Consider the following 18,220-nt stretch of genomic DNA (forward strand, 5'->3'; position numbering starts at 1 on the left):
TTAGAAAGGAGGTGATCCAGCCGCACCTTCCGGTACGGCTACCTTGTTACGACTTCGTCCCAATCGCCAGTCCCACCTTCGACAGCTCCCTCCCCGCAAGGGGGTTGGGCCACCGGCTTCGGGTGTTACCGACTTTCGTGACGTGACGGGCGGTGTGTACAAGGCCCGGGAACGTATTCACCGCAGCAATGCTGATCTGCGATTACTAGCAACTCCGACTTCATGGGGTCGAGTTGCAGACCCCAATCCGAACTGAGACCGGCTTTTTGAGATTCGCTCCGCCTCACGGCATCGCAGCTCATTGTACCGGCCATTGTAGCACGTGTGCAGCCCAAGACATAAGGGGCATGATGACTTGACGTCGTCCCCACCTTCCTCCGAGTTGACCCCGGCAGTCTCCTGTGAGTCCCCATCACCCCGAAGGGCATGCTGGCAACACAGAACAAGGGTTGCGCTCGTTGCGGGACTTAACCCAACATCTCACGACACGAGCTGACGACAGCCATGCACCACCTGTATACCGACCACAAGGGGGCGACCATCTCTGGCCGTTTCCGGTATATGTCAAGCCTTGGTAAGGTTCTTCGCGTTGCGTCGAATTAAGCCACATGCTCCGCTGCTTGTGCGGGCCCCCGTCAATTCCTTTGAGTTTTAGCCTTGCGGCCGTACTCCCCAGGCGGGGAACTTAATGCGTTAGCTGCGGCACCGACGACGTGGAATGTCGCCAACACCTAGTTCCCAACGTTTACGGCGTGGACTACCAGGGTATCTAATCCTGTTCGCTCCCCACGCTTTCGCTCCTCAGCGTCAGTAATGGCCCAGAGATCCGCCTTCGCCACCGGTGTTCCTCCTGATATCTGCGCATTTCACCGCTACACCAGGAATTCCGATCTCCCCTACCACACTCTAGCTAGCCCGTATCGAATGCAGACCCGGGGTTAAGCCCCGGGCTTTCACATCCGACGTGACAAGCCGCCTACGAGCTCTTTACGCCCAATAATTCCGGACAACGCTTGCGCCCTACGTATTACCGCGGCTGCTGGCACGTAGTTAGCCGGCGCTTCTTCTGCAGGTACCGTCACTTGCGCTTCTTCCCTGCTGAAAGAGGTTTACAACCCGAAGGCCGTCATCCCTCACGCGGCGTCGCTGCATCAGGCTTTCGCCCATTGTGCAATATTCCCCACTGCTGCCTCCCGTAGGAGTCTGGGCCGTGTCTCAGTCCCAGTGTGGCCGGTCGCCCTCTCAGGCCGGCTACCCGTCGTCGCCTTGGTAGGCCATCACCCCACCAACAAGCTGATAGGCCGCGGGCTCATCCTTCACCGCCGGAGCTTTCCACCCACCGAGATGCCTCGGCGGGTCGTATCCGGTATTAGACCCCGTTTCCAGGGCTTGTCCCAGAGTGAAGGGCAGATTGCCCACGTGTTACTCACCCGTTCGCCACTAATCCACCCCGAAAGGCTTCATCGTTCGACTTGCATGTGTTAAGCACGCCGCCAGCGTTCGTCCTGAGCCAGGATCAAACTCTCCATGAATGTGTACCGGTCATCCGGTGCGCACACACGAAAGAGCGGAACAACCAGGCCGGAATATGGCCGGTTGTCCTCAGCGTCCTCGCTGTGTAATTGCCTGCCCGTCACAAGGACCGGCAGGACTTTTCAAAGGAACCTCCAACCCACCACAAGGGATGGGCCGGGGTTGTCAATCTGGCGTTGACTTTTGGCACGCTGTTGAGTTCTCAAGGTACGGACGCTTCCTTTGTTCCCGTTTCCGGGCCCTCCGGGCGCTTCCTTCGTTTCCGACTCTATCAGACCGTTTCCCGGTCCGACTTCCTCGGCGCTTTCCAGGTTCCCGCTTTCGCGTTTCCCTTTCCGGCGGCTCCGACTCTATCAGATCCTCGCGGTTCCGATTTCCGGTCTCCCGGGTCAAGTCGTTTTGTCTTCCCGGCTGTTGGGCCGTTCCGACGAGTGAGACTCTAGCGGAATCCCGGTCCCCGATACCAATCGGGGACCGCGTCCTTTCGAACGCGATTCCTCATTTCGCAAAAGCGCACGAAAAACGAAACGGCGTGATCGCCGTTCGGATCAAGTGGTTGGTGCGGAATGGCTGTCCGGGGACCGACCGGAGTCGGCGCTCACATCGGACAACTCGGAGAACACTACGTACGGGTCAAGGGCGTGTCAACCCCGACCCGGGGGCCGTTTGGCTGGTTCTTTCGGCCGAGGGAGGGGTGGCAGGACGGCCGATCTGGGGCGGGTGGGTCCGCGCCTAGTTTGGTCTGCATGAGGAGTCTTGTCCGGGTCGCCGGAGTTGTCGGGGTCACCGCCGTCCTGAGCGCCGCGAGCGTGGTCGGGGCCGTGACCGCGTACGCCGTCGACGGCGACGAGCGGGTCGCGCGCGTCCGTGTGCGCATGGTCGATGCCGTCAACCGTGAGACGCGCGACGAGATCGACCGGCTGCGGCGGTGCACGGACGAGGCGTCGCGGGCCGAGGCGGATCGGCTGGAACGGCTGCTTCGGGACTCGTGTCTGTACGCGGAGCAGCTCCATTCCGTACGGACGCCGCTCGCCCGGAACGCGGCTGTGCGGGGTGAGACAGGTTCGTACGGAGTGGAACGCACGTATCGCGTCGTGGGCGCGGAGGCTGTCGAAGCCCCCGGCGATCCCCTGCGGGCCGCCCGTGAGGTGGCCGAAAGCCAGCCCGTCGGGGCCGCCGCGCTGGTGGTGGGGACGTCCGTCCTGCTGGTGGGCGGAGGGGCCGCCGTCGCCTCCGTGCGGTGGCGGCGGGATCAATAGAGGGGTGGCTCAGCCGTTGCCCGAGGCCAGCTCTCGGCTGCGGTCGCGGGCGGCTTCCAGGGCGGCGATCAGGGCGGCCCGTACGCCGTGGTTCTCCAGTTCGCGGATCGCGCTGATCGTCGTGCCCGCCGGTGAGGTGACGGCCTCGCGGAGCTTGACCGGGTGTTCGCCGCTGTCGCGGAGCATCACGGCGGCGCCGATGGCCGCCTGCACGATCAGGTCGTGGGCCTGGGCGCGCGGCAGACCGAGCAGGATGCCGGCGTCGGTCATCGCCTCGACCAGGTAGTAGAAGTACGCGGGGCCCGAGCCGGAGAGTGCGGTGGCCGCGTCCTGCTGGGACTCGGGGACGCGCAGGGTCTTGCCGACGCCGCCGAAGATCTCCTCGGTGTGGGCGAGGTGGGTCGGGGTCGCGTGGCTGCCGGCGCTGATGACGGACATGCCCTCGTCGACGAGGACGGGGGTGTTCGGCATGACGCGGACGACCGGGGTGTTCGGCGCGAGCCGTTCCTCGATGAACGCGGTGGGGATGCCGGCGGCGGCGCTGATGACCAGGCGGTCGGGGGTGACGTGCGGGCTGAGCTCGTCGAGGAGGCGGCCCATGTCCTGGGGCTTCACGGCGAGGATCAGGGTGTCGGCGCGCTTGGCCGCGTCGGCGTTGGTGACGGACTCGACGCCGTAGCGGGTGCGGAGTTCCTCGGCGCGTTCCGGGCGGCGGGCGGTGACCAGGAGGTTCGCGGGGTTCCAGCCGGCGCGGATCATCCCGCTCAGGAGGGCTTCGCCGATCTTGCCGGTGCCGAGGACTGCGACGGTGTGGGTCATGCGGTCACCCTCCGGGTGGTGCGGGGTCTCTCCGTGGTGCGGGTCCTTCGTCGTCATCCTCGCACCGTGCGGGGTGTGGAGGGTGGGGTGTCCGAGGAGCGGTACGGGGTGCCGCGCTGTTTTGTCGTAGGTGCTTGTCGTACGTGCTTGTCGTACGTGCTTCACGCCGTGCGGCGGCGGAGTGTCGCCGCGCCCAGGGCCAGGACCAGGAGCGCGCAGGCGGCGACGATCAGGGTGTCGCGCAGGAACGCCGTGGTCGGGTCGGCGTGGTGGAGGATCTGGGTCATCGCGTCGACCGCGTACGACATGGGCAGGACGTCGGAGACGGCGCGCAGGGCGGGCTGCATGGACTCGCGCGGGGTGAACAGGCCGCAGAGCAGCAGCTGGGGGAAGATCACGGCCGGCATGAACTGGACCGCCTGGTACTCGGAGGCCGCGAAGGCCGAGACGAACAGGCCGAGGGCCGTGCCCAGGAGCGCGTCGAGCAGGGCCACCAGCAGGAGCAGCCACGGGGAGCCCAGGACGTCCAGGCCCAGGAGCCACACGGAGAGGCCGGTGGCCAGGGCGGACTGGACGATGGCGAGCAGGCCGAAGGCGAGGGCGTAGCCCGCGATGAGGTCGCCCTTGCCGAGCGGCATGGCGAGGAGGCGTTCGAGGGTGCCCGAGGTGCGTTCGCGCAGGGTGGCGATCGAGGTCACCAGGAACATCGTGATCAGCGGGAAGATGCCGAGCAGGGACGCGCCGATGCTGTCGAAGGTGCGGGGCGAGGCGTCGAACACGTACCGCAGCAGGGTGATCATCACGACCGGGACGAGGAGCATCAGGGCGATGGTGCGGGGGTCGTGGCGGAGCTGGCGCAGGACTCGGGTGGTGGTGGCGAGGGTGCGGGCGGGGGTGATCGCGGAGGTGTTCACCGGGTTGTCTCTTTCTCGGGGCGAGCGGTGACGTCGTTGAGGTCCGCCTCGTCCACGAGGGTGAGGAAGGCTTCCTCGACGGTGGCCGCGCCGGTGCGGGCGCGGAGGGCGGCTGGGGTGTCCTCGGCGAGGATCCGGCCCTCCCGCATCAGGAGCAGGTTGTGGCAGCGCTCGGCCTCGTCCATGACGTGCGAGGAGACCAGGATCGTGGTGCCGCGGTCGGCGGCGATGGCGTGGAAGAGGTTCCACAGGTCGCGGCGCAGTACGGGGTCGAGGCCGACGGTCGGCTCGTCGAGGACGAGCAGCTCCGGGGTGCCGAGCAGGGCGACGGCGAGCGAGACGCGGCTGCGCTGGCCGCCGGAGAGGCGGCCCGCGAGGGCGTCGGCGTGGGGGGTGAGGGCGACGTCCGCGATTGCTCGTTCGACGGTGGCGGCGCGGGTTTCGCGGTGGGTTCGGCCGGGGTGGAGTACGGCGGCGAAGTAGTCCAGGTTCTGACGTACCGTCAAGTCGTCGTACACGGACGGTTCTTGCGTGACGTACCCGATGAGGGGGCGCAGGGCCGGGGTGCCGGCGGGGTGGCCGAGGACGGTGAGGGTGCCTTCGACGTTGGCCTGGGTGCCGACGATCGAGCGCATCAGGGTCGATTTTCCGCAGCCGGAGGGGCCCAGGAGGCCGGTGATGCGGGCTCGGGGGGGCGGTGAAGTGGAGGTCTTGGAGTACGGGGGTGGGGCCGCGGGTGACTGTCAGGGCGGTGGCGGTCAGGGCGGGGGGTGGGGTGGTCTGGGGGGCGGTTGTTCGGCGGGGTGGCCGGGTCCTTGGGCTCATAATTCATCATGTGTTGAATAATGCGCGCGGAGGGGGTGGGGGTCAAGGATCTGGGCGCCGGTGAGTGGGGGGTTCGTTTCCCCACCCCGCCCCTTCCCTAAAGCCCTGGGCGGGCGGCCGGGTGGGGGTGGAGGTGGTGGGAGGGCGACTACTGGGGGCTACGCCCCCAGCCCCCCGAGCGGGGCCTGCGGCCCCTGCGCCCCGCTACAGGGCTTCGCCCCGGGGTGGGTAGCGGGACTCTGCCCTGGGGTGGGTGGGGGTGCGGCGGCCTTGGCGCCCGAGGCCCGTTCGTCTGCGGGTCGGCTGTGGCTGGTCGCGCAGTTCCCCGCGCCCCTTGGGGGTACCCCGCTCCTCGAACGCCAGGGCGCTGGAGGTGCCGTGCCCCGTTAGGGGCGCGGGGAACTGCGCGAACGGCCCCCACCGACCCGCAGACGAACGACGCACCGCCAGCCCCCTCAGGGGCGCGGGGAACTACGCGACCAGCCATCCACGGTCCGCAGACAAACACCGGGCCGAAAAGGGGCGCGGGGAACTGCGCGATCAGCCCCCCGTCGGCTCGCAGACGAACGCAGGGGCTGGGGGCGGATCCCTCAGTGACGGGCGGGTGGGTGGGTGGGCAGACCTCGGGGTCGGGGGCGGAGCCCCCCGTAACGCGGGTGCTGGGGGCCGAGGGTCCGGGCAGCTACTTGCGCTTGGGGCGCTTGCGGGCCGACGGGGTGGCCCTGCGGCGTTCCCAGCGCGCCCGCGCCTCCTCGTACTCCTTGCGGTGGAGCGTTTCGCCGGGGGCTTCCCGGAGCGCTCGGAAGGCGTACGCCAGGAGGGAGCCCACGAAGCCGATCGCCTTCAGGCCCTGGAGGGAGCGTTCCCGCTCCGGGTCCGTGGGGCGCGCGCTGAAGCCCTCCCAGGTCTTGCGGAACGCCATCGCGCTGCACACCGCGAACATCACCACGACCAGGACGGTCACGAAGCTGCCGGTGTCCGCGATCTGCAGGCCCTCGTACGCGAAACGCAGCACGAAGCACGCCGCCACCGCCGCGGCCAGGGCGCCGATCGCCACCCCGGCGCGGCGCAGCCCGTAGCCCTTGCCGTGGTCGACCCACGTCGTGCCGAAGAAGCGGATGGGCTCGGGCTCGGGGCCGCCCCCGCCGGTGCCCACGCCTTTGCCGTTCTCGTCGCTCATGGGCTTGATTATCCCCCGGCCACGAGCACCGGCTTCAGCCGCAGCGGACCGCCACGTAACCGTCGCTGCCCGTCTTCACGTACGCGTCCGACACGTACTGCCCGTTGGCGATGTTGTCCCAGATGTTGGTCGTCCCGTACGGGCCGGAGACCGTCGTGCCGGGGCACTGGCAGTTGATCGGGACGCTCACCCCGGCGGGCAGCACCTTGACCACCGGGTATCCCGTGCCCGGGCCGCTGCGGACGTTCACCCGGACGCCCGGCGCCACCGGGTACCGCTTCGTCGTCGCCTCGGCCTCTATGCCCGCGAGCTCTTCCGCAGTCATCCCCGGACCTCCCCCATCACCGTCACCGTGCGTACGCCGCGTACGCGACCCGCAGGCTAGCAAGCCCCTCGGGTCTCGCACGCATCATCGACTAGGCTCCGAGCGTCGCGCTCGGGGACGAACACACGGGGGTGGGCGATGCCGCCGCTGCGCAGCACGGGGCCGGGCCCAGAAGCGGAGCATCCGGAGTACGCCGGGCAGTACCTGCTGGAGTCGACGCTCGGCTCCGGCGGCATGGGCGTGGTCCATCTGGCCGCGTCCGCCTCCGGCCTGCGCCTGGCCGTCAAGGTCGTCCACGCCCAGCACGCCAAGGACCCCGAGTTCAGAGCGCGGTTCCGGCAGGAGGTGTCGGCCGCGCGGCGGGTGAGCGGGGCCTTCACCGCGTCCGTCGTCGACGCCGACCCGGCGGCCGCGCGGCCCTGGATGGCCACGCTCTACATCCCCGGGCCGACCCTCGCCGAGGAAGTGAAGCGGAACGGGCCGCTCGCGCCCTCGCAGGTGCGGCGGCTAGGCGCCGGGCTCGCCGAGGCCCTGCGCGACATCCACCGCGCCGGGGTCGTGCACCGCGACCTCAAGCCCAGCAACGTCCTGCTCGCCACCGACGGGCCCAAGGTCATCGACTTCGGCATCTCACGCCCGTACGACAGCGATCTGCGCACCGAGACCGGGAAGCTCATCGGCACGCCGCCGTTCATGGCGCCGGAGCAGTTCCAGTCGCCGCGCGAGGTCGGGCCCGCCGCCGACGTCTTCGCGATGGGTGCCGTTCTGGTGCACGCGGCGACCGGGAACGGGCCGTTCGACTCCGAGAGCCACTACATCGTGGCGTATCAGGTCGTCCACAACGAGCCCGATCTGACCGGGGTTCCGGACGATCTCGTACCGCTGCTGCGGAGCTGTCTCGCCAAGAAGCCCGAGGACCGGCCCACGCCGGACGAGCTGATGGCGGAGCTGCGCTCGGCGGCGTACGGGACCGAGGCCTTCATCCCGACCCAGCGGTTCCGCAACCCGGTCGAGAAGGTGCCGGGGCGGCCCTGGCCGGGCGAGGAGGAGGAGGGGTCCTCCTCCTCCGATGTGCCCACGCACAAGCGGGCCGCCGCCGAGCCGTCCGCCGCTCCCCGGCGGGCGCGCCGGACGCTGCGGTGGGCCGCAGCCGGTGCCGCCCTGGTGGCCGTGGTCGTGGGTGGGGTGCTGGGTGTACGGATGGGAGCGGGTGGGGACGGTGGCAGCGCCCCGCCGACCGGTCAAGTGGCCCGCCGTGCGGACGCGTTCACGCCCTGGGCCGTGCCGCTCGCGGGCGGCGGGGGCGGCAACCGCACCCCGGCCTGCTCGCTCGCCGGGGCGGGCGGGGCGTTGTACTGCGCGGCCCCCGGCGTCACGGCGGCCCGGCTCGATCCGGCGAACGGACGCGTGCTGTGGTCGGTGAAGGCCAAGGGCGCGGCCGGGCGGGTGGCCGACGACGGGCAGCCGCGCGTCTCCGGCGGGCTCGTCCTCGTGGCGCCGCCGGGCGCGGGACGCCTCGAAGCGCTCGACCCGGCGACCGGTGCCAGGCGCTGGTCCCGCCCGGTCCCGGCGCACGCGGCGCTCGCCATCGGCGACACGTCCGTCGTGTTCGCCGCCGACAGCGGCGAGGTGCGCTGCCTCGACAGCGCGACCGGCAAGGAGCGCTGGCACGGGCGGCCCGCCGCCGCGACGGCGCAGTGGGTGGCGGCGCCCGGCGGTACGGCGCTGTACGCCGTGTCGGTGGCCGAGGACGCGGCGACCTCGCTGGTCACCGCCGTCGCGCCGGACACCGGCAAGGTGCTGTGGACCAAGCGGCTGCCGGGCTCGCTGGGGCCCGTCGGGGTGGCGGGCGGGGCGCTCGCCCTGCTCGCGGCGGACGCCGACAGCTTCACGACGGCGGTCGTACGCCTGGACACGGCGACCCGGGCCGTACGCCGTACGCCGCTGCCCGCCCCCGCCGACCAGGCGCAGGCGACGGTCGGCGACGACGGCTCCACGGTGTACGTGTTCGGGGCGGGCGGGTCGCTGCTCGCGGTGGACGCGGGGCGCGGGGCGCAGCTCTGGCGCCTTGAGACGGGGGCGGCGCGTGCGTCGCGGCCCGTCGCGGGCGGGGGACGCGTGTACGTCACCGCTTCGGACGGGCGGTTGCTGGCCGTGGATGCGGGGCGGGGGGTGCTGGTCGGGCAGACGGCCCCGCGCATGGCCTCCGGCCGCGACACGTTCACGGCGAGCCTGGCGTCGCCGGTGCCGGCGGGGGCCGTGGTGTACGGGAGTGCGCCGGATGGGTCGGTGTTCGGGGTGGGGGCGGGGTCCCTGGCGGGTCGCTGAGATGGGCTGGTGCGGGCCGTGCTGGGCTGGTCGCGCAGTTCCCCGCGCCTCCCCTGGAAGCGCCCCTGCGGGGCGCCCCCAGGGGATTGCCACGCAGCGGCATTTTTAGGGGCGCGGGGAACTGCGCGACCAGCCCCCACCCACCCGCAGACAAACAAGGGGGCCGGGGCGGGGCCAGTCGGGCGTCAGCCCAGCTTGGAGACGTCCCGCACCGCGCCCTTGTCCGCGCTCGTGGCCATCGCCGCGTACGCCCGCAGGGCCGCCGAGACCTTGCGTTCGCGGGACTTCGGGGCGTACACCCCGTTCAGCGCTTCGCGACGGGCCGTCAGTTCAGCGGCGGGGACGAGGAGTTCGATCGTACGGGTGGGGATGTCGATGCGGATGCGGTCGCCGTTCTCGACCAGGGCGATCGTGCCGCCGGACGCCGCCTCGGGCGAGGCGTGGCCGATGGAGAGACCCGAGGTGCCGCCGGAGAAGCGGCCGTCCGTGACCAGCGCGCAGGACTTGCCGAGGCCGCGGCCCTTGAGGAACGACGTCGGGTAGAGCATCTCCTGCATGCCGGGGCCGCCCTTGGGGCCCTCGTAGCGGATGACGACGACGTCGCCCTCCTTGACCTCCTTGCGGAGGATCTTGTCGACGGCCTCGTCCTGCGACTCGCAGACGACCGCCGGGCCCTCGAACGTCCAGATGGACTCGTCGACGCCGGCCGTCTTCACGACGCAGCCGTCCTCGGCGAGGTTGCCCTTGAGGACGGCCAGGCCGCCGTCCCGCGAGTACGCGTGCGCGGCGTCGCGGATGCAGCCGTTCGCGGCGTCCGTGTCGAGCGTGTCCCAGCGCTTGGACTGGGAGAACGCGGTCGCCGAGCGCTCGCAGCCGGGCGCCGCGTGCCACAGCTCGACGGCCTCGGGCGTCGCGGAGCCGCCGCGCACGTCCCACGCGTCCAGCCACTCCTTGATGGAGCGGGAGTGGACGGTGTGGACGTCCTCGTTGAGCAGGCCCGCGCGGTAGAGCTCGCCGAGGATGGCGGGGATGCCGCCCGCGCGGTGCACGTCCTCCATGTAGTACGTGGTGGTGGGCGCGACGTTGGGCGCGACCTTGGCCAGGCACGGGACCCGGCGGGACACCGCGTCGATGTCCTTCAGGTCGTAGTCGAGCTCGGCCTCCTGGGCGGCGGCGAGCAGGTGCAGGATCGTGTTGGTGGAGCCGCCCATGGCGATGTCGAGCGCCATCGCGTTCTCGAACGCCGCGCGCGTGGCGATGCTGCGCGGGAGGACGGAGGCGTCGTCGTCCTCGTAGTACCGCTTGGTGATGTCGACGACCGTACGGGCCGCGTTCTCGTACAGGGCGCGGCGGGCGGTGTGGGTGGCGAGGACCGAGCCGTTGCCGGGCAGGCTCAGGCCCATGGCCTCGGTCAGGCAGTTCATCGAGTTGGCGGTGAACATGCCGGAACAGCTGCCGCAGGTGGGGCAGGCGTTCTCCTCGATACGGAGGATGTCCTCGTCGGAGACGTTCTCGTTGACCGCGTCGCTGATCGCGTTGATCAGGTCGAGCTTGCGGACGGTGCCGTCGACGAGGGTGGCCTGGCCGGCCTCCATCGGGCCGCCGGAGACGAAGACGGTGGGGATGTTGAGGCGCATCGCGGCCATCAGCATGCCCGGGGTGATCTTGTCGCAGTTGGAGATGCAGATCAGGGCGTCGGCGCAGTGGGCCTCGACCATGTACTCCACGCTGTCCGCGATCAGGTCGCGGGAGGGCAGGCTGTAGAGCATGCCGCCGTGGCCCATCGCGATGCCGTCGTCGACCGCGATGGTGTTGAACTCGCGGGGGACGGCGCCGGCGGCCAGGATCGCGTCGGAGACGATGCGGCCGACGGGGGCGAGGTGGGTGTGGCCGGGGACGAACTCGGTGAAGCTGTTCGCCACGGCGATGATCGGCTTGCCGATGTCCGCGCCGGCTACGCCCGAGGCGCGCATCAGGGCGCGGGCGCCGGCCATGTTGCGGCCGTGGGTGACGGTGCGGGACCTCAGCTCGGGCATTTCGCTTGCTCCTTAGCGTCCTTCTCAGACAGATGGGGCTGTCTTCGAGCGTACGCTCCGGATCCAAGATCTGGACAGGGCGTCCGGATGGCGGGACGGATGGCTCGGCATCCGGGCGGCCCGGGCACCTGGCGGGGCTTCGCCCCGGACCCCCGTTCGTCTGCGGACCGTGGTCCGTTGTGCCCACCCTCCCCCAAAGCTCTTAAGGAGCAGGGGGGACCCCCACGCCGTGCGGAACGCCTGCCCACAACGGGAGGGGAGGTGGGGAAGGGGCCGGGGTCAGCCCTCGTCCGTCAAGTACCTCTGCAGCGTCGGTGCCACCATCTCGATGATCTGCTCCGGGTCCGTCGACGCCAGGGGTTCGACCTTGAGGACGTAGCGCAGGACCGCGATGCCCACCAGGTGTGACGCCGCCAGTTCCACGCGGAAGCGGGGGTCGGGGACGTTCAGGTCCGCCGCCACCCGTTCCAGGACGCGGCGCAGCACGAACGTGCGCAGGACCTTCGCCGCCGCCTCGTGGGTCAGGGCCGAGCGGAACAGCGCGAGGAGCTGCGCGCGCGTGGCGGGGTTCTCCCAGACCTCGATGAAGTAGCGGGCCATGCGTTCGCCGACGCCGTCGAGGGAGGCGCCGGCGCCGACCACCGCCGGGACCAGCTGGACCGGCTCCAGGGTCAGCTCGACCGCCGCCTCGAACACCCCGTCCTTGGTGTCGAAGTAGTGGTGGACGAGGGCCGCGTCCACCCCGGCCGCCTTGGCGATGCCGCGTACGGACGTCTTGTCGTAGCCGCGCTGGGCGAACTCCGCGCGGGCCGCCTTCAGGATCCGCTCGCGGGCGCCGGGCCCGCTCTCGGCCTCGGCGCGCGACGGGCGGCCCCGCCCCCGGCGCGGGGCGGACGCGGTGCCGGTCACCGGCGCACCTTCGAGGCGAGGTGCAGCCGGGTGAAGGCGAGGGCTTCCGCGAGGTCGGCCTCGCGTTCGGCCGCGGACATGGCCCGGCGGGTGTTGACCTCGATGACGACGTGCCCGTCGAAGCCGGTGCGGGCCAGGCCCTCCAGGAGCTCGGCGCACGGCTGGCTGCCCCGGCCGGGCACCAGGTGCTCGTCCTTGGCCGAGCCCTTGCCGTCGGCGAGGTGGACGTGGGCGAGCCGGTCGCCCATGCGGTCGACGAGCGCCATCGCGTCGGTGCGGGCGGTCGCGGCGTGCGAGAGGTCGACCGTGAAGTGCCGGTAGTCGTCTTTGGTGACGTCCCAGTCGGGTGCGTACGCGAGCATCTCCCGGTCGCGGTAGCGCCACGGGTACATGTTCTCGACGGCGAACCGTACGTCCGTCTCGTCCGCCATCCGCCAGATGCCGGAGACGAAGTCGCGGGCGTACTGGCGCTGCCAGCGGAACGGCGGGTGCACCACCACGGTGGAGGCGCCCAGCTTCTCGGCCGCGGCTCTGGCGCGTTGCAGCTTCACCCAGGGGTCGGTCGACCAGACCCGCTGGGTGATCAGCAGACAGGGGGCGTGAACGGCCAGGATCGGCACCTGGTGGTAGTCCGACAGGCGGCGCAGGGCGTCGATGTCCTGGCTGACCGGGTCGGTCCAGACCATGACCTCGACGCCGTCGTACCCCAGGCGCGCGGCGATCTCGAAGGCCGTCGCCGTCGACTCCGGATAGACCGAAGCCGTCGACAGGGCGACCTTCGCATCCGGGATGCGCACTACTGGTTCTGCCACGGAGACAGCGTAAGGGCACCCACAAGAGGGGCCGCGAGGGGACCGTCCAGGTGGCCGGAACCCGTCGCCCCCGCCGCCGTCGTCATCCCACCGGCAGCTGGTCGAGGTGGCGCAGGATCACGCCCTCGCGCAGCGCCCACGGGCAGATCTCCAGCTCCTCCACCTCGAACAGGTCCATCGCCCCCTCGGCCACCAGCGCCCCCGCGAGCAGCTGGCGCGCCCGGCCCTCGGAGACGCCGGGCAGCGTGGTGCGCTGCTCGGTGGTCATCGCGGCGAGCTTGGGCACCCACTCCTCCAGCGCCTTCCGGCTCAGGGTGCGCTGGACGTACACGCCCTCGGTGGAGCGGGCGGCGCCCGCGATCCTGGCGAGCTGCTTGAAGGTCTTGGAGGTGGCGACCACGTGGTCCGGAGAGCCGGAGCGGGTGAACTCGCCGACCGTACGGGCGATCTGCGCGCGTACGTGGCGGCGCAGCGCCCGTACGTCGGAGGGGTCCGGCGGGTCGCCCGGCAGCCAGGCCGCGGTGAGCCGGCCGGCGCCCAGCGGCAGCGACACGGCCGCGTCGGGCTCCTCGTCGATCCCGTACGCGACCTCCAGGGAGCCGCCGCCGATGTCCAGGAGCAGCAGTTTGCCCGCGGACCAGCCGTACCAGCGGCGGGCCGCCAGGAAGGTGAGGCGGGCCTCCTCCTCGCCGGAGAGGACCCCGAGGTCGACGCCGGTCTCCTCCTTGACCCGGGCGATCACCAGGTCCGCGTTGCTGGCCTCGCGCACCGCCGAGGTGGCGAACGGGAGCATTTCCTCGACGCCCTTGTCCTCGGCCGCGATCAGCGCGCCGCTGACCGTGGCCACCAACCGGTCGACGCCTTCCGGTCCGATCGCACCGTCCTCGTCGAGGAGCTCGGCGAGCCTCAGCTCGGCCTTGTGCGAGTACGCGGGCAGCGGCGCGGCACCGGCGTGCGCGTCCACCACCAGCAGGTGAACCGTATTCGACCCCACATCGAGGACTCCGAGTCTCATGGGCTGAACGCTACTGCGGTTGCGGACATACGCTTGTCCCGTGCCAAAGACGAAAAAGGCGAAGCCGGGCAAAGCCAAGGCCCCCAAGACTCCCAAGCAGCGGGCCGACGAGCAGGGGGTCGACTTCCCGCGCGCGTGGGTCGAGTTCCCGGACCCCGCCGACGACGAACAGGTCTTCCGCTGCGACCTGACCTGGCTGACCTCGCGGTGGACCTGCGTCTTCGGCAGCGGCTGCCAGGGCATCCAGGCGGGCCGCGCCGACGACGGCTGCTGCACGCTCGGCGCGCACTTCTCGGACGAGGACGACGAGAAGCGCGTGGCGGAGCACGTGGCGCGGCTCACGCCGGAGCTGTGGCAGTTCCACGACGAGGGCTCGCAGAGCGGCTGGGTCCAGCTCGACGAGGACGGCGAGCGGCAGACCCGCAGGTGGGAAGGTTCCTGCATCTTCCAGAACCGGCCCGGTTTCGCGGGCGGCGCGGGCTGCTCGCTGCACATCCTGGCCCTCAAGGAGGGCAAGGAGCCGCTGGAGACCAAGCCGGACGTCTGCTGGCAGCTGCCGGTGCGGCGTACGTACGACTGGATCGACCGGCCGGACGAGACGCGCGTGCTGCAGATCTCGATCGGTGAGTACGACCGGCGCGGCTGGGGGCCGGGCGGCCACGACCTGCACTGGTGGTGCACCTCGGCGACCTCGGCGCACGGCGCGGGCGAGCCGGTCTATGTGACCTACCGGCCGGAGCTGACCGAGCTGATGGGCAAGAAGGCGTACGGCGTGCTCGTGGGCCTGTGCGAGGCGCGCCTGGCGTCCTCGCTGCCGCTGGTGGCACCGCACCCGGCGGACCCGGCCCGCTGACGGCCGGACCGGCGGGGCGCTCACGACGGCTGACGGACTCATGAGGGCTGCGGCGACGACGCCGTGTCGCTCGGGGTGTCCGGCGGCGAGGTCGGGGCCGTCGGGGTCGGCGACTCCGAGGTCGGCGTGGGCGACGGGCTGGTCGGCGTCGGGGACGCGGGCGGCGTCGTGGGTGTCGTCGGGGTCGTGGGCGGGGTCGGCTCCGGCGAGGACGGCGTGCCGGGGGCGGGCGAGGCGGGCGGGATGGCCCGCGTCCCCTGCCCGGTCCCGGTGATCCGCACGACCGCGCCCGAGGGCCGCACGCCCACCTGGGCCGACCACGGGCCGCGCGGTTCGCGCGCGTGGTTGACCGACACGTACACGGATACGTTTCCGCCCGCGTCCAGTGTCCCGCCCGTGCTGCTGAAGACGAGCCAGGGCGCGTTCGTCCACAGCGACCAGTGCACCGGCCCGTCGCCCGTGGCGGTGAGCGTGAGGACGGTGACGCCGCCCTGCGAGCGGGCCGAGACGGTGAGGTCGCCAGGGCTCGTCGGGCTGGCGGAACCGGGGCTGACGACCTCCACGGAGACGTCGGCGGGGGTGCGGCCGCCCGCCGTGGAGCGGGGGTCGGGGTCGGTGCGGGCGTTGCCCGCGTTCTGGTAGCGCTCGTACGGGAGCCCCTCGCCGCCGGAGCTGTCGGCCTCGCTGGCGGTGATCTTGGCGCCGTCGTGCGACTCTCCGGTCGCGGGGGCGCCGCGGTAGGCGGCCCAGAGCGCGAAGGCGGGCGCGGCGACGACCGTGGCCACCACCGTGGTCGTCACGGCACGCGCGCGTAGCCGGTCGCGGCGGGCGGCGCGGTCCTTGGGGTCCATCGGGAAGCCGGACCGGTCGAAGCGGGGCGCGCCGCCGCGGGTCCTGGGCACGTGGAGCATCGCCGCGTACGCGGCCGCGCGCGGCGCCTCGGCCAGCGGCAGCGCGGCCGGGGTGACCGAGGAGCCCGGCCAGGGCCCGGCGGCCCCGGCGCGCTCGGCGGCGCGGCGGCAGCGCGGGCAGTCGTCGACGTGCCGGACCAGCTCGCGGCGCAGGGCCGCCGAGAGCAGCACCTGGTGATCGCCGGTGAGCCGGGCGACCGACGGGCAGCCGCCGGTCTCGACGACGGCGAGCGCGGCCCGGGTCCGCTCGACCTCGCAGGCGCCGGCGGCGAGCAGTTCGCGGGCGGCCGGGTAGCTCATGCCGAGGACGGAGGCGACCTCGCGGGGGCCCAGCTGGTGGCGGACGGCGAGTTCGAGGGCCTCGCGCTGCTCGGGTGTGGTTCCGGCGGCCTCGGGCCAGGCGAGCAGGGCCAGTTCGCGCTGCCGCCGCTCGGCCTCCTCGGGGGCGACCGGGGCCCCGGCGCTCTGCTCGCACGCCTGCGGGCGGCCGGTGTGGGCGCCCTTGCGGGAGCGTTTGCGCTCGGCGAGCTTGCGCAGACAGGACCAGCGCGCCAATGCGTACAGCCACGCCTTGCGCTCGGCCTCGGTGTCGGGGCAGCGCGCGTGCTGCCGCTCGGAGACGGCGAGGACGTCACCGAGGACGTGGACGGCCTCCTCGTGGTCGCAGAGCACGGACAGGCAGTACGTGAACAGGCCGTCGAGATACGCCTCGTAACGCGCCGGCGGGCGCTGGGCCAACGTCCCCGGCGCGCGGTGCTGCGCCCGGTGTGCGCCGGTGGTGTGCGTGGGGTGATCCGGACCGCTGCTCTTCACCCGGCGAAGGTAGGCGCAGGATCCCGGGTCCTTCGTGCCGCTTGAGCACATTTACTCCTTACGGGTGAAGGTATCCCTCAAAAGGGGACAGGAACCCGGTCTTCCGTCGCGGAAGCTTGCCTTCCCCGGCGCGGAACGTTGCCTTCCTCCTTGTGGGGGAACGGCCTTCGGCCGTGGATATGCCACCGGCCGACCCCCGAGGACCATCCGCCCGGCGGCGCTGTCAGTGGCCGCCGCTACGGTGACGTCATGGCTACCCGTACGAAATCCGCGAAGGACCGGCCGTCCTACCGCTGCACCGAATGCGGCTGGACGACCGCCAAGTGGCTCGGCCGCTGCCCCGAGTGCCAGGCGTGGGGGACGGTCGAGGAGTACGGCGCGCCCGCTGTGCGCACCACGTCGGCGGGCCGGGTCTCCGCCGCCGCGCTGCCGATCGGCCAGGTGGACGCCCGCCAGGCCACCGCGCGCTCGACCGGCGTCGACGAGCTGGACCGCGTCCTGGGCGGCGGGCTCGTCCCGGGCGCGGTGGTGCTGCTCGCGGGCGAGCCGGGCGTCGGCAAGTCCACGCTGCTCCTCGACGTGGCGGCGAAGGCGGCCAAGGAGGAGCACCGCACCCTCTATGTGACGGGCGAGGAGTCGGCGAGCCAGGTCCGGCTGCGCGCCGACCGGATCAACGCGCTCAACGACCACCTGTATCTGGCGGCCGAGACGGACCTCTCGGCGGTGCTGGGCCATCTGGACGCGGTCAAGCCGTCCCTGCTCGTCCTCGACTCCGTACAGACCGTGGCCTCCCCGGAGATCGACGGCGCGCCCGGCGGCATGGCGCAGGTGCGCGAGGTGGCGGGCGCGCTGATCCGCGCCTCCAAGGAGCGCGGGATGGCGACGCTCCTGGTCGGCCATGTCACCAAGGACGGCGCGATCGCGGGCCCCCGCCTCCTGGAGCACCTGGTGGACGTCGTGCTGTCCTTCGAGGGCGACCGGCACGCGCGCCTGCGGCTGGTGCGCGGCGTGAAGAACCGGTACGGGGCGACGGACGAGGTCGGCTGCTTCGAGCTGCACGACGAGGGGATCACGGGCCTGGCCGACCCGTCGGGCCTGTTCCTCACCCGGCGCGACGAGCCGGTGCCGGGCACGTGTCTGACGGTGACTCTGGAGGGCCGCAGGCCCCTGGTGGCCGAGGTCCAGGCGCTCACCGTCGACTCCCAGATCCCCTCGCCCCGCCGCACCACGTCGGGCCTGGAGACCTCCCGGGTCTCGATGATGCTGGCGGTCCTGGAGCAGCGCGGGCGGATCACCGCGCTGGGCAAGCGCGACATCTACAGCGCGACGGTCGGCGGTGTGAAGCTCTCCGAGCCCGCTGCCGACCTGGCGATCGCCCTCGCGCTGGCCTCGGCGGCGAGCGACACCCCGTTGCCGAAGAACCTGGTGGCGATCGGCGAGGTGGGGCTCGCGGGCGAGGTCAGACGGGTGACGGGCGTCCAGCGCCGGCTCGCCGAGGCCCACCGCCTGGGCTTCACGCACGCACTGGTGCCGTCCGACCCGGGCAAGGTCCCGGCCGGTATGAAGGTCACGGAAGTCGCCGACATGGGGGACGCCCTGCGGGTGCTGCCGCGCGGGCGTCGCACGGAGGCCCCACGGGGGGAGGAGGAGCGCCGGTAGACTTTGCCGTCGAACGTCTGCGACCGGAG

At 71.6% G+C, this 18,220-nt stretch carries 13 protein-coding genes, 1 rRNA gene and 1 pseudogene; 4 read left to right on the forward strand and 11 right to left on the reverse strand.

From position 1 onward, the window contains the following. Positions 1-4: 4 nt before the first annotated feature. A 16S ribosomal RNA gene (locus QIY60_RS10745) occupies positions 5-1,532 on the reverse strand. 747 nt (positions 1,533-2,279) lie between these two features. On the opposite strand from QIY60_RS10745, the gene QIY60_RS10750 reads away from it, so the two are divergent. After that, complete coding sequence (locus tag QIY60_RS10750; RefSeq protein WP_283142200.1) at positions 2,280-2,792, forward strand: hypothetical protein; 513 nt, start codon at positions 2,280-2,282, stop codon at positions 2,790-2,792. Between the two features lie 9 nt (positions 2,793-2,801). On the opposite strand, the gene proC is transcribed toward QIY60_RS10750, so the two are convergent. The 5 genes and pseudogenes from proC to QIY60_RS10775 all read right to left on the reverse strand — a co-directional run bounded on the left by proC (position 2,802) and on the right by QIY60_RS10775 (position 6,855). Then, positions 2,802-3,611, reverse strand: coding sequence for a pyrroline-5-carboxylate reductase (proC, locus tag QIY60_RS10755; RefSeq protein ID WP_283145891.1), 810 nt, complete (start codon positions 3,609-3,611; stop codon positions 2,802-2,804). Between the two features lie 161 nt (positions 3,612-3,772). Continuing rightward, positions 3,773-4,525 carry an ABC transporter permease gene (locus QIY60_RS10760; RefSeq protein WP_283142201.1) on the reverse strand — a complete coding sequence of 251 codons (753 nt, stop codon included), beginning with the start codon at positions 4,523-4,525 and terminating at the stop codon, positions 3,773-3,775. Continuing rightward, positions 4,522-5,350 (reverse strand): annotated as a pseudogene (locus QIY60_RS10765) (ABC transporter ATP-binding protein). Before QIY60_RS10765 ends, QIY60_RS10760 begins: the two are co-directional and overlap by 4 nt. Before the next feature lie 682 nt (positions 5,351-6,032). After that, positions 6,033-6,530 (reverse strand): EamA/RhaT family transporter, encoded by a 498-nt coding sequence (locus QIY60_RS10770; protein WP_283142202.1) that lies wholly within the window; start codon positions 6,528-6,530, stop codon positions 6,033-6,035. Positions 6,531-6,564: 34 nt separating this feature from the next. After that, positions 6,565-6,855, reverse strand: a complete 291-nt coding sequence (locus QIY60_RS10775; protein ID WP_283142203.1) for a peptidase — start codon at positions 6,853-6,855, stop codon at positions 6,565-6,567. A 138-nt stretch (positions 6,856-6,993) separates the two neighbouring features. Here QIY60_RS10775 and QIY60_RS10780 point away from each other — a divergent pair, with 138 nt between their 5' ends. Next, positions 6,994-9,183 (forward strand): serine/threonine-protein kinase, encoded by a 2,190-nt coding sequence (locus QIY60_RS10780; RefSeq protein ID WP_283142204.1) that lies wholly within the window; start codon positions 6,994-6,996, stop codon positions 9,181-9,183. A 185-nt stretch (positions 9,184-9,368) separates the two neighbouring features. Here QIY60_RS10780 and ilvD read toward each other — a convergent pair whose 3' ends face one another. From ilvD to QIY60_RS10800, 4 genes are all read right to left on the reverse strand, one after another. Next, positions 9,369-11,219, reverse strand: a complete 1,851-nt coding sequence (gene ilvD / locus QIY60_RS10785) for a dihydroxy-acid dehydratase (protein WP_283142205.1) — start codon at positions 11,217-11,219, stop codon at positions 9,369-9,371. Positions 11,220-11,498: 279 nt separating this feature from the next. Beyond that, positions 11,499-12,128, reverse strand: coding sequence for a TetR family transcriptional regulator (locus QIY60_RS10790; protein ID WP_283142206.1), 630 nt, complete (start codon positions 12,126-12,128; stop codon positions 11,499-11,501). Next, the gene (locus tag QIY60_RS10795; RefSeq protein ID WP_283142207.1) at positions 12,125-12,940 is read right to left on the reverse strand and encodes a sugar phosphate isomerase/epimerase; all 816 of its coding nucleotides are present in this window, start codon (positions 12,938-12,940) and stop codon (positions 12,125-12,127) included. The genes QIY60_RS10790 and QIY60_RS10795 overlap by 4 nt, the downstream gene beginning before the upstream one ends. Before the next feature lie 82 nt (positions 12,941-13,022). Further along, positions 13,023-13,955, reverse strand: a complete 933-nt coding sequence (locus QIY60_RS10800) for a Ppx/GppA phosphatase family protein (protein ID WP_283142208.1) — start codon at positions 13,953-13,955, stop codon at positions 13,023-13,025. 40 nt (positions 13,956-13,995) lie between these two features. On the opposite strand from QIY60_RS10800, the gene QIY60_RS10805 reads away from it, so the two are divergent. Next, the gene (locus QIY60_RS10805; protein ID WP_283142209.1) at positions 13,996-14,808 is read left to right on the forward strand and encodes a hypothetical protein; all 813 of its coding nucleotides are present in this window, start codon (positions 13,996-13,998) and stop codon (positions 14,806-14,808) included. Positions 14,809-14,846: 38 nt separating this feature from the next. Here QIY60_RS10805 and QIY60_RS10810 read toward each other — a convergent pair whose 3' ends face one another. After that, on the reverse strand, positions 14,847-16,583 hold the full coding sequence (locus QIY60_RS10810) for a sigma-70 family RNA polymerase sigma factor (RefSeq protein WP_283142210.1): 1,737 nt from the start codon (positions 16,581-16,583) through the stop codon (positions 14,847-14,849). 198 nt (positions 16,584-16,781) lie between these two features. On the opposite strand from QIY60_RS10810, the gene radA reads away from it, so the two are divergent. Further along, positions 16,782-18,191: a DNA repair protein RadA gene (gene radA / locus QIY60_RS10815; RefSeq protein ID WP_283142211.1), complete on the forward strand. Its 1,410-nt coding sequence runs from the start codon at positions 16,782-16,784 to the stop codon at positions 18,189-18,191. The last annotated feature ends 29 nt before the right edge of the window (positions 18,192-18,220 follow it).

This window comes from Streptomyces sp. BPTC-684 (genome assembly GCF_030028635.1).
GTDB lineage: Bacteria > Actinomycetota > Actinomycetes > Streptomycetales > Streptomycetaceae > Streptomyces > Streptomyces noboritoensis.

Bases quoted from the DNA above. Each gene is read 5' to 3' on its own strand.
- QIY60_RS10750 (WP_283142200.1), top strand. From the start codon at position 2,280: ATGAGGAGTCTTGTCCGGGTCGCCGGAGTTGTCGGGGTCACCGCCGTC.
- proC (WP_283145891.1), bottom strand. From the start codon at position 3,611: ATGACCCACACCGTCGCAGTCCTCGGCACCGGCAAGATCGGCGAAGCC.
- QIY60_RS10810 (WP_283142210.1), bottom strand. From the start codon at position 16,583: ATGTGCTCAAGCGGCACGAAGGACCCGGGATCCTGCGCCTACCTTCGC.
- ilvD (WP_283142205.1), bottom strand. From the start codon at position 11,219: ATGCCCGAGCTGAGGTCCCGCACCGTCACCCACGGCCGCAACATGGCC.
- QIY60_RS10775 (WP_283142203.1), bottom strand. From the start codon at position 6,855: ATGACTGCGGAAGAGCTCGCGGGCATAGAGGCCGAGGCGACGACGAAG.
- QIY60_RS10780 (WP_283142204.1), top strand. From the start codon at position 6,994: ATGCCGCCGCTGCGCAGCACGGGGCCGGGCCCAGAAGCGGAGCATCCG.
- QIY60_RS10770 (WP_283142202.1), bottom strand. From the start codon at position 6,530: ATGAGCGACGAGAACGGCAAAGGCGTGGGCACCGGCGGGGGCGGCCCC.
- radA (WP_283142211.1), top strand. From the start codon at position 16,782: ATGGCTACCCGTACGAAATCCGCGAAGGACCGGCCGTCCTACCGCTGC.
- QIY60_RS10800 (WP_283142208.1), bottom strand. From the start codon at position 13,955: ATGAGACTCGGAGTCCTCGATGTGGGGTCGAATACGGTTCACCTGCTG.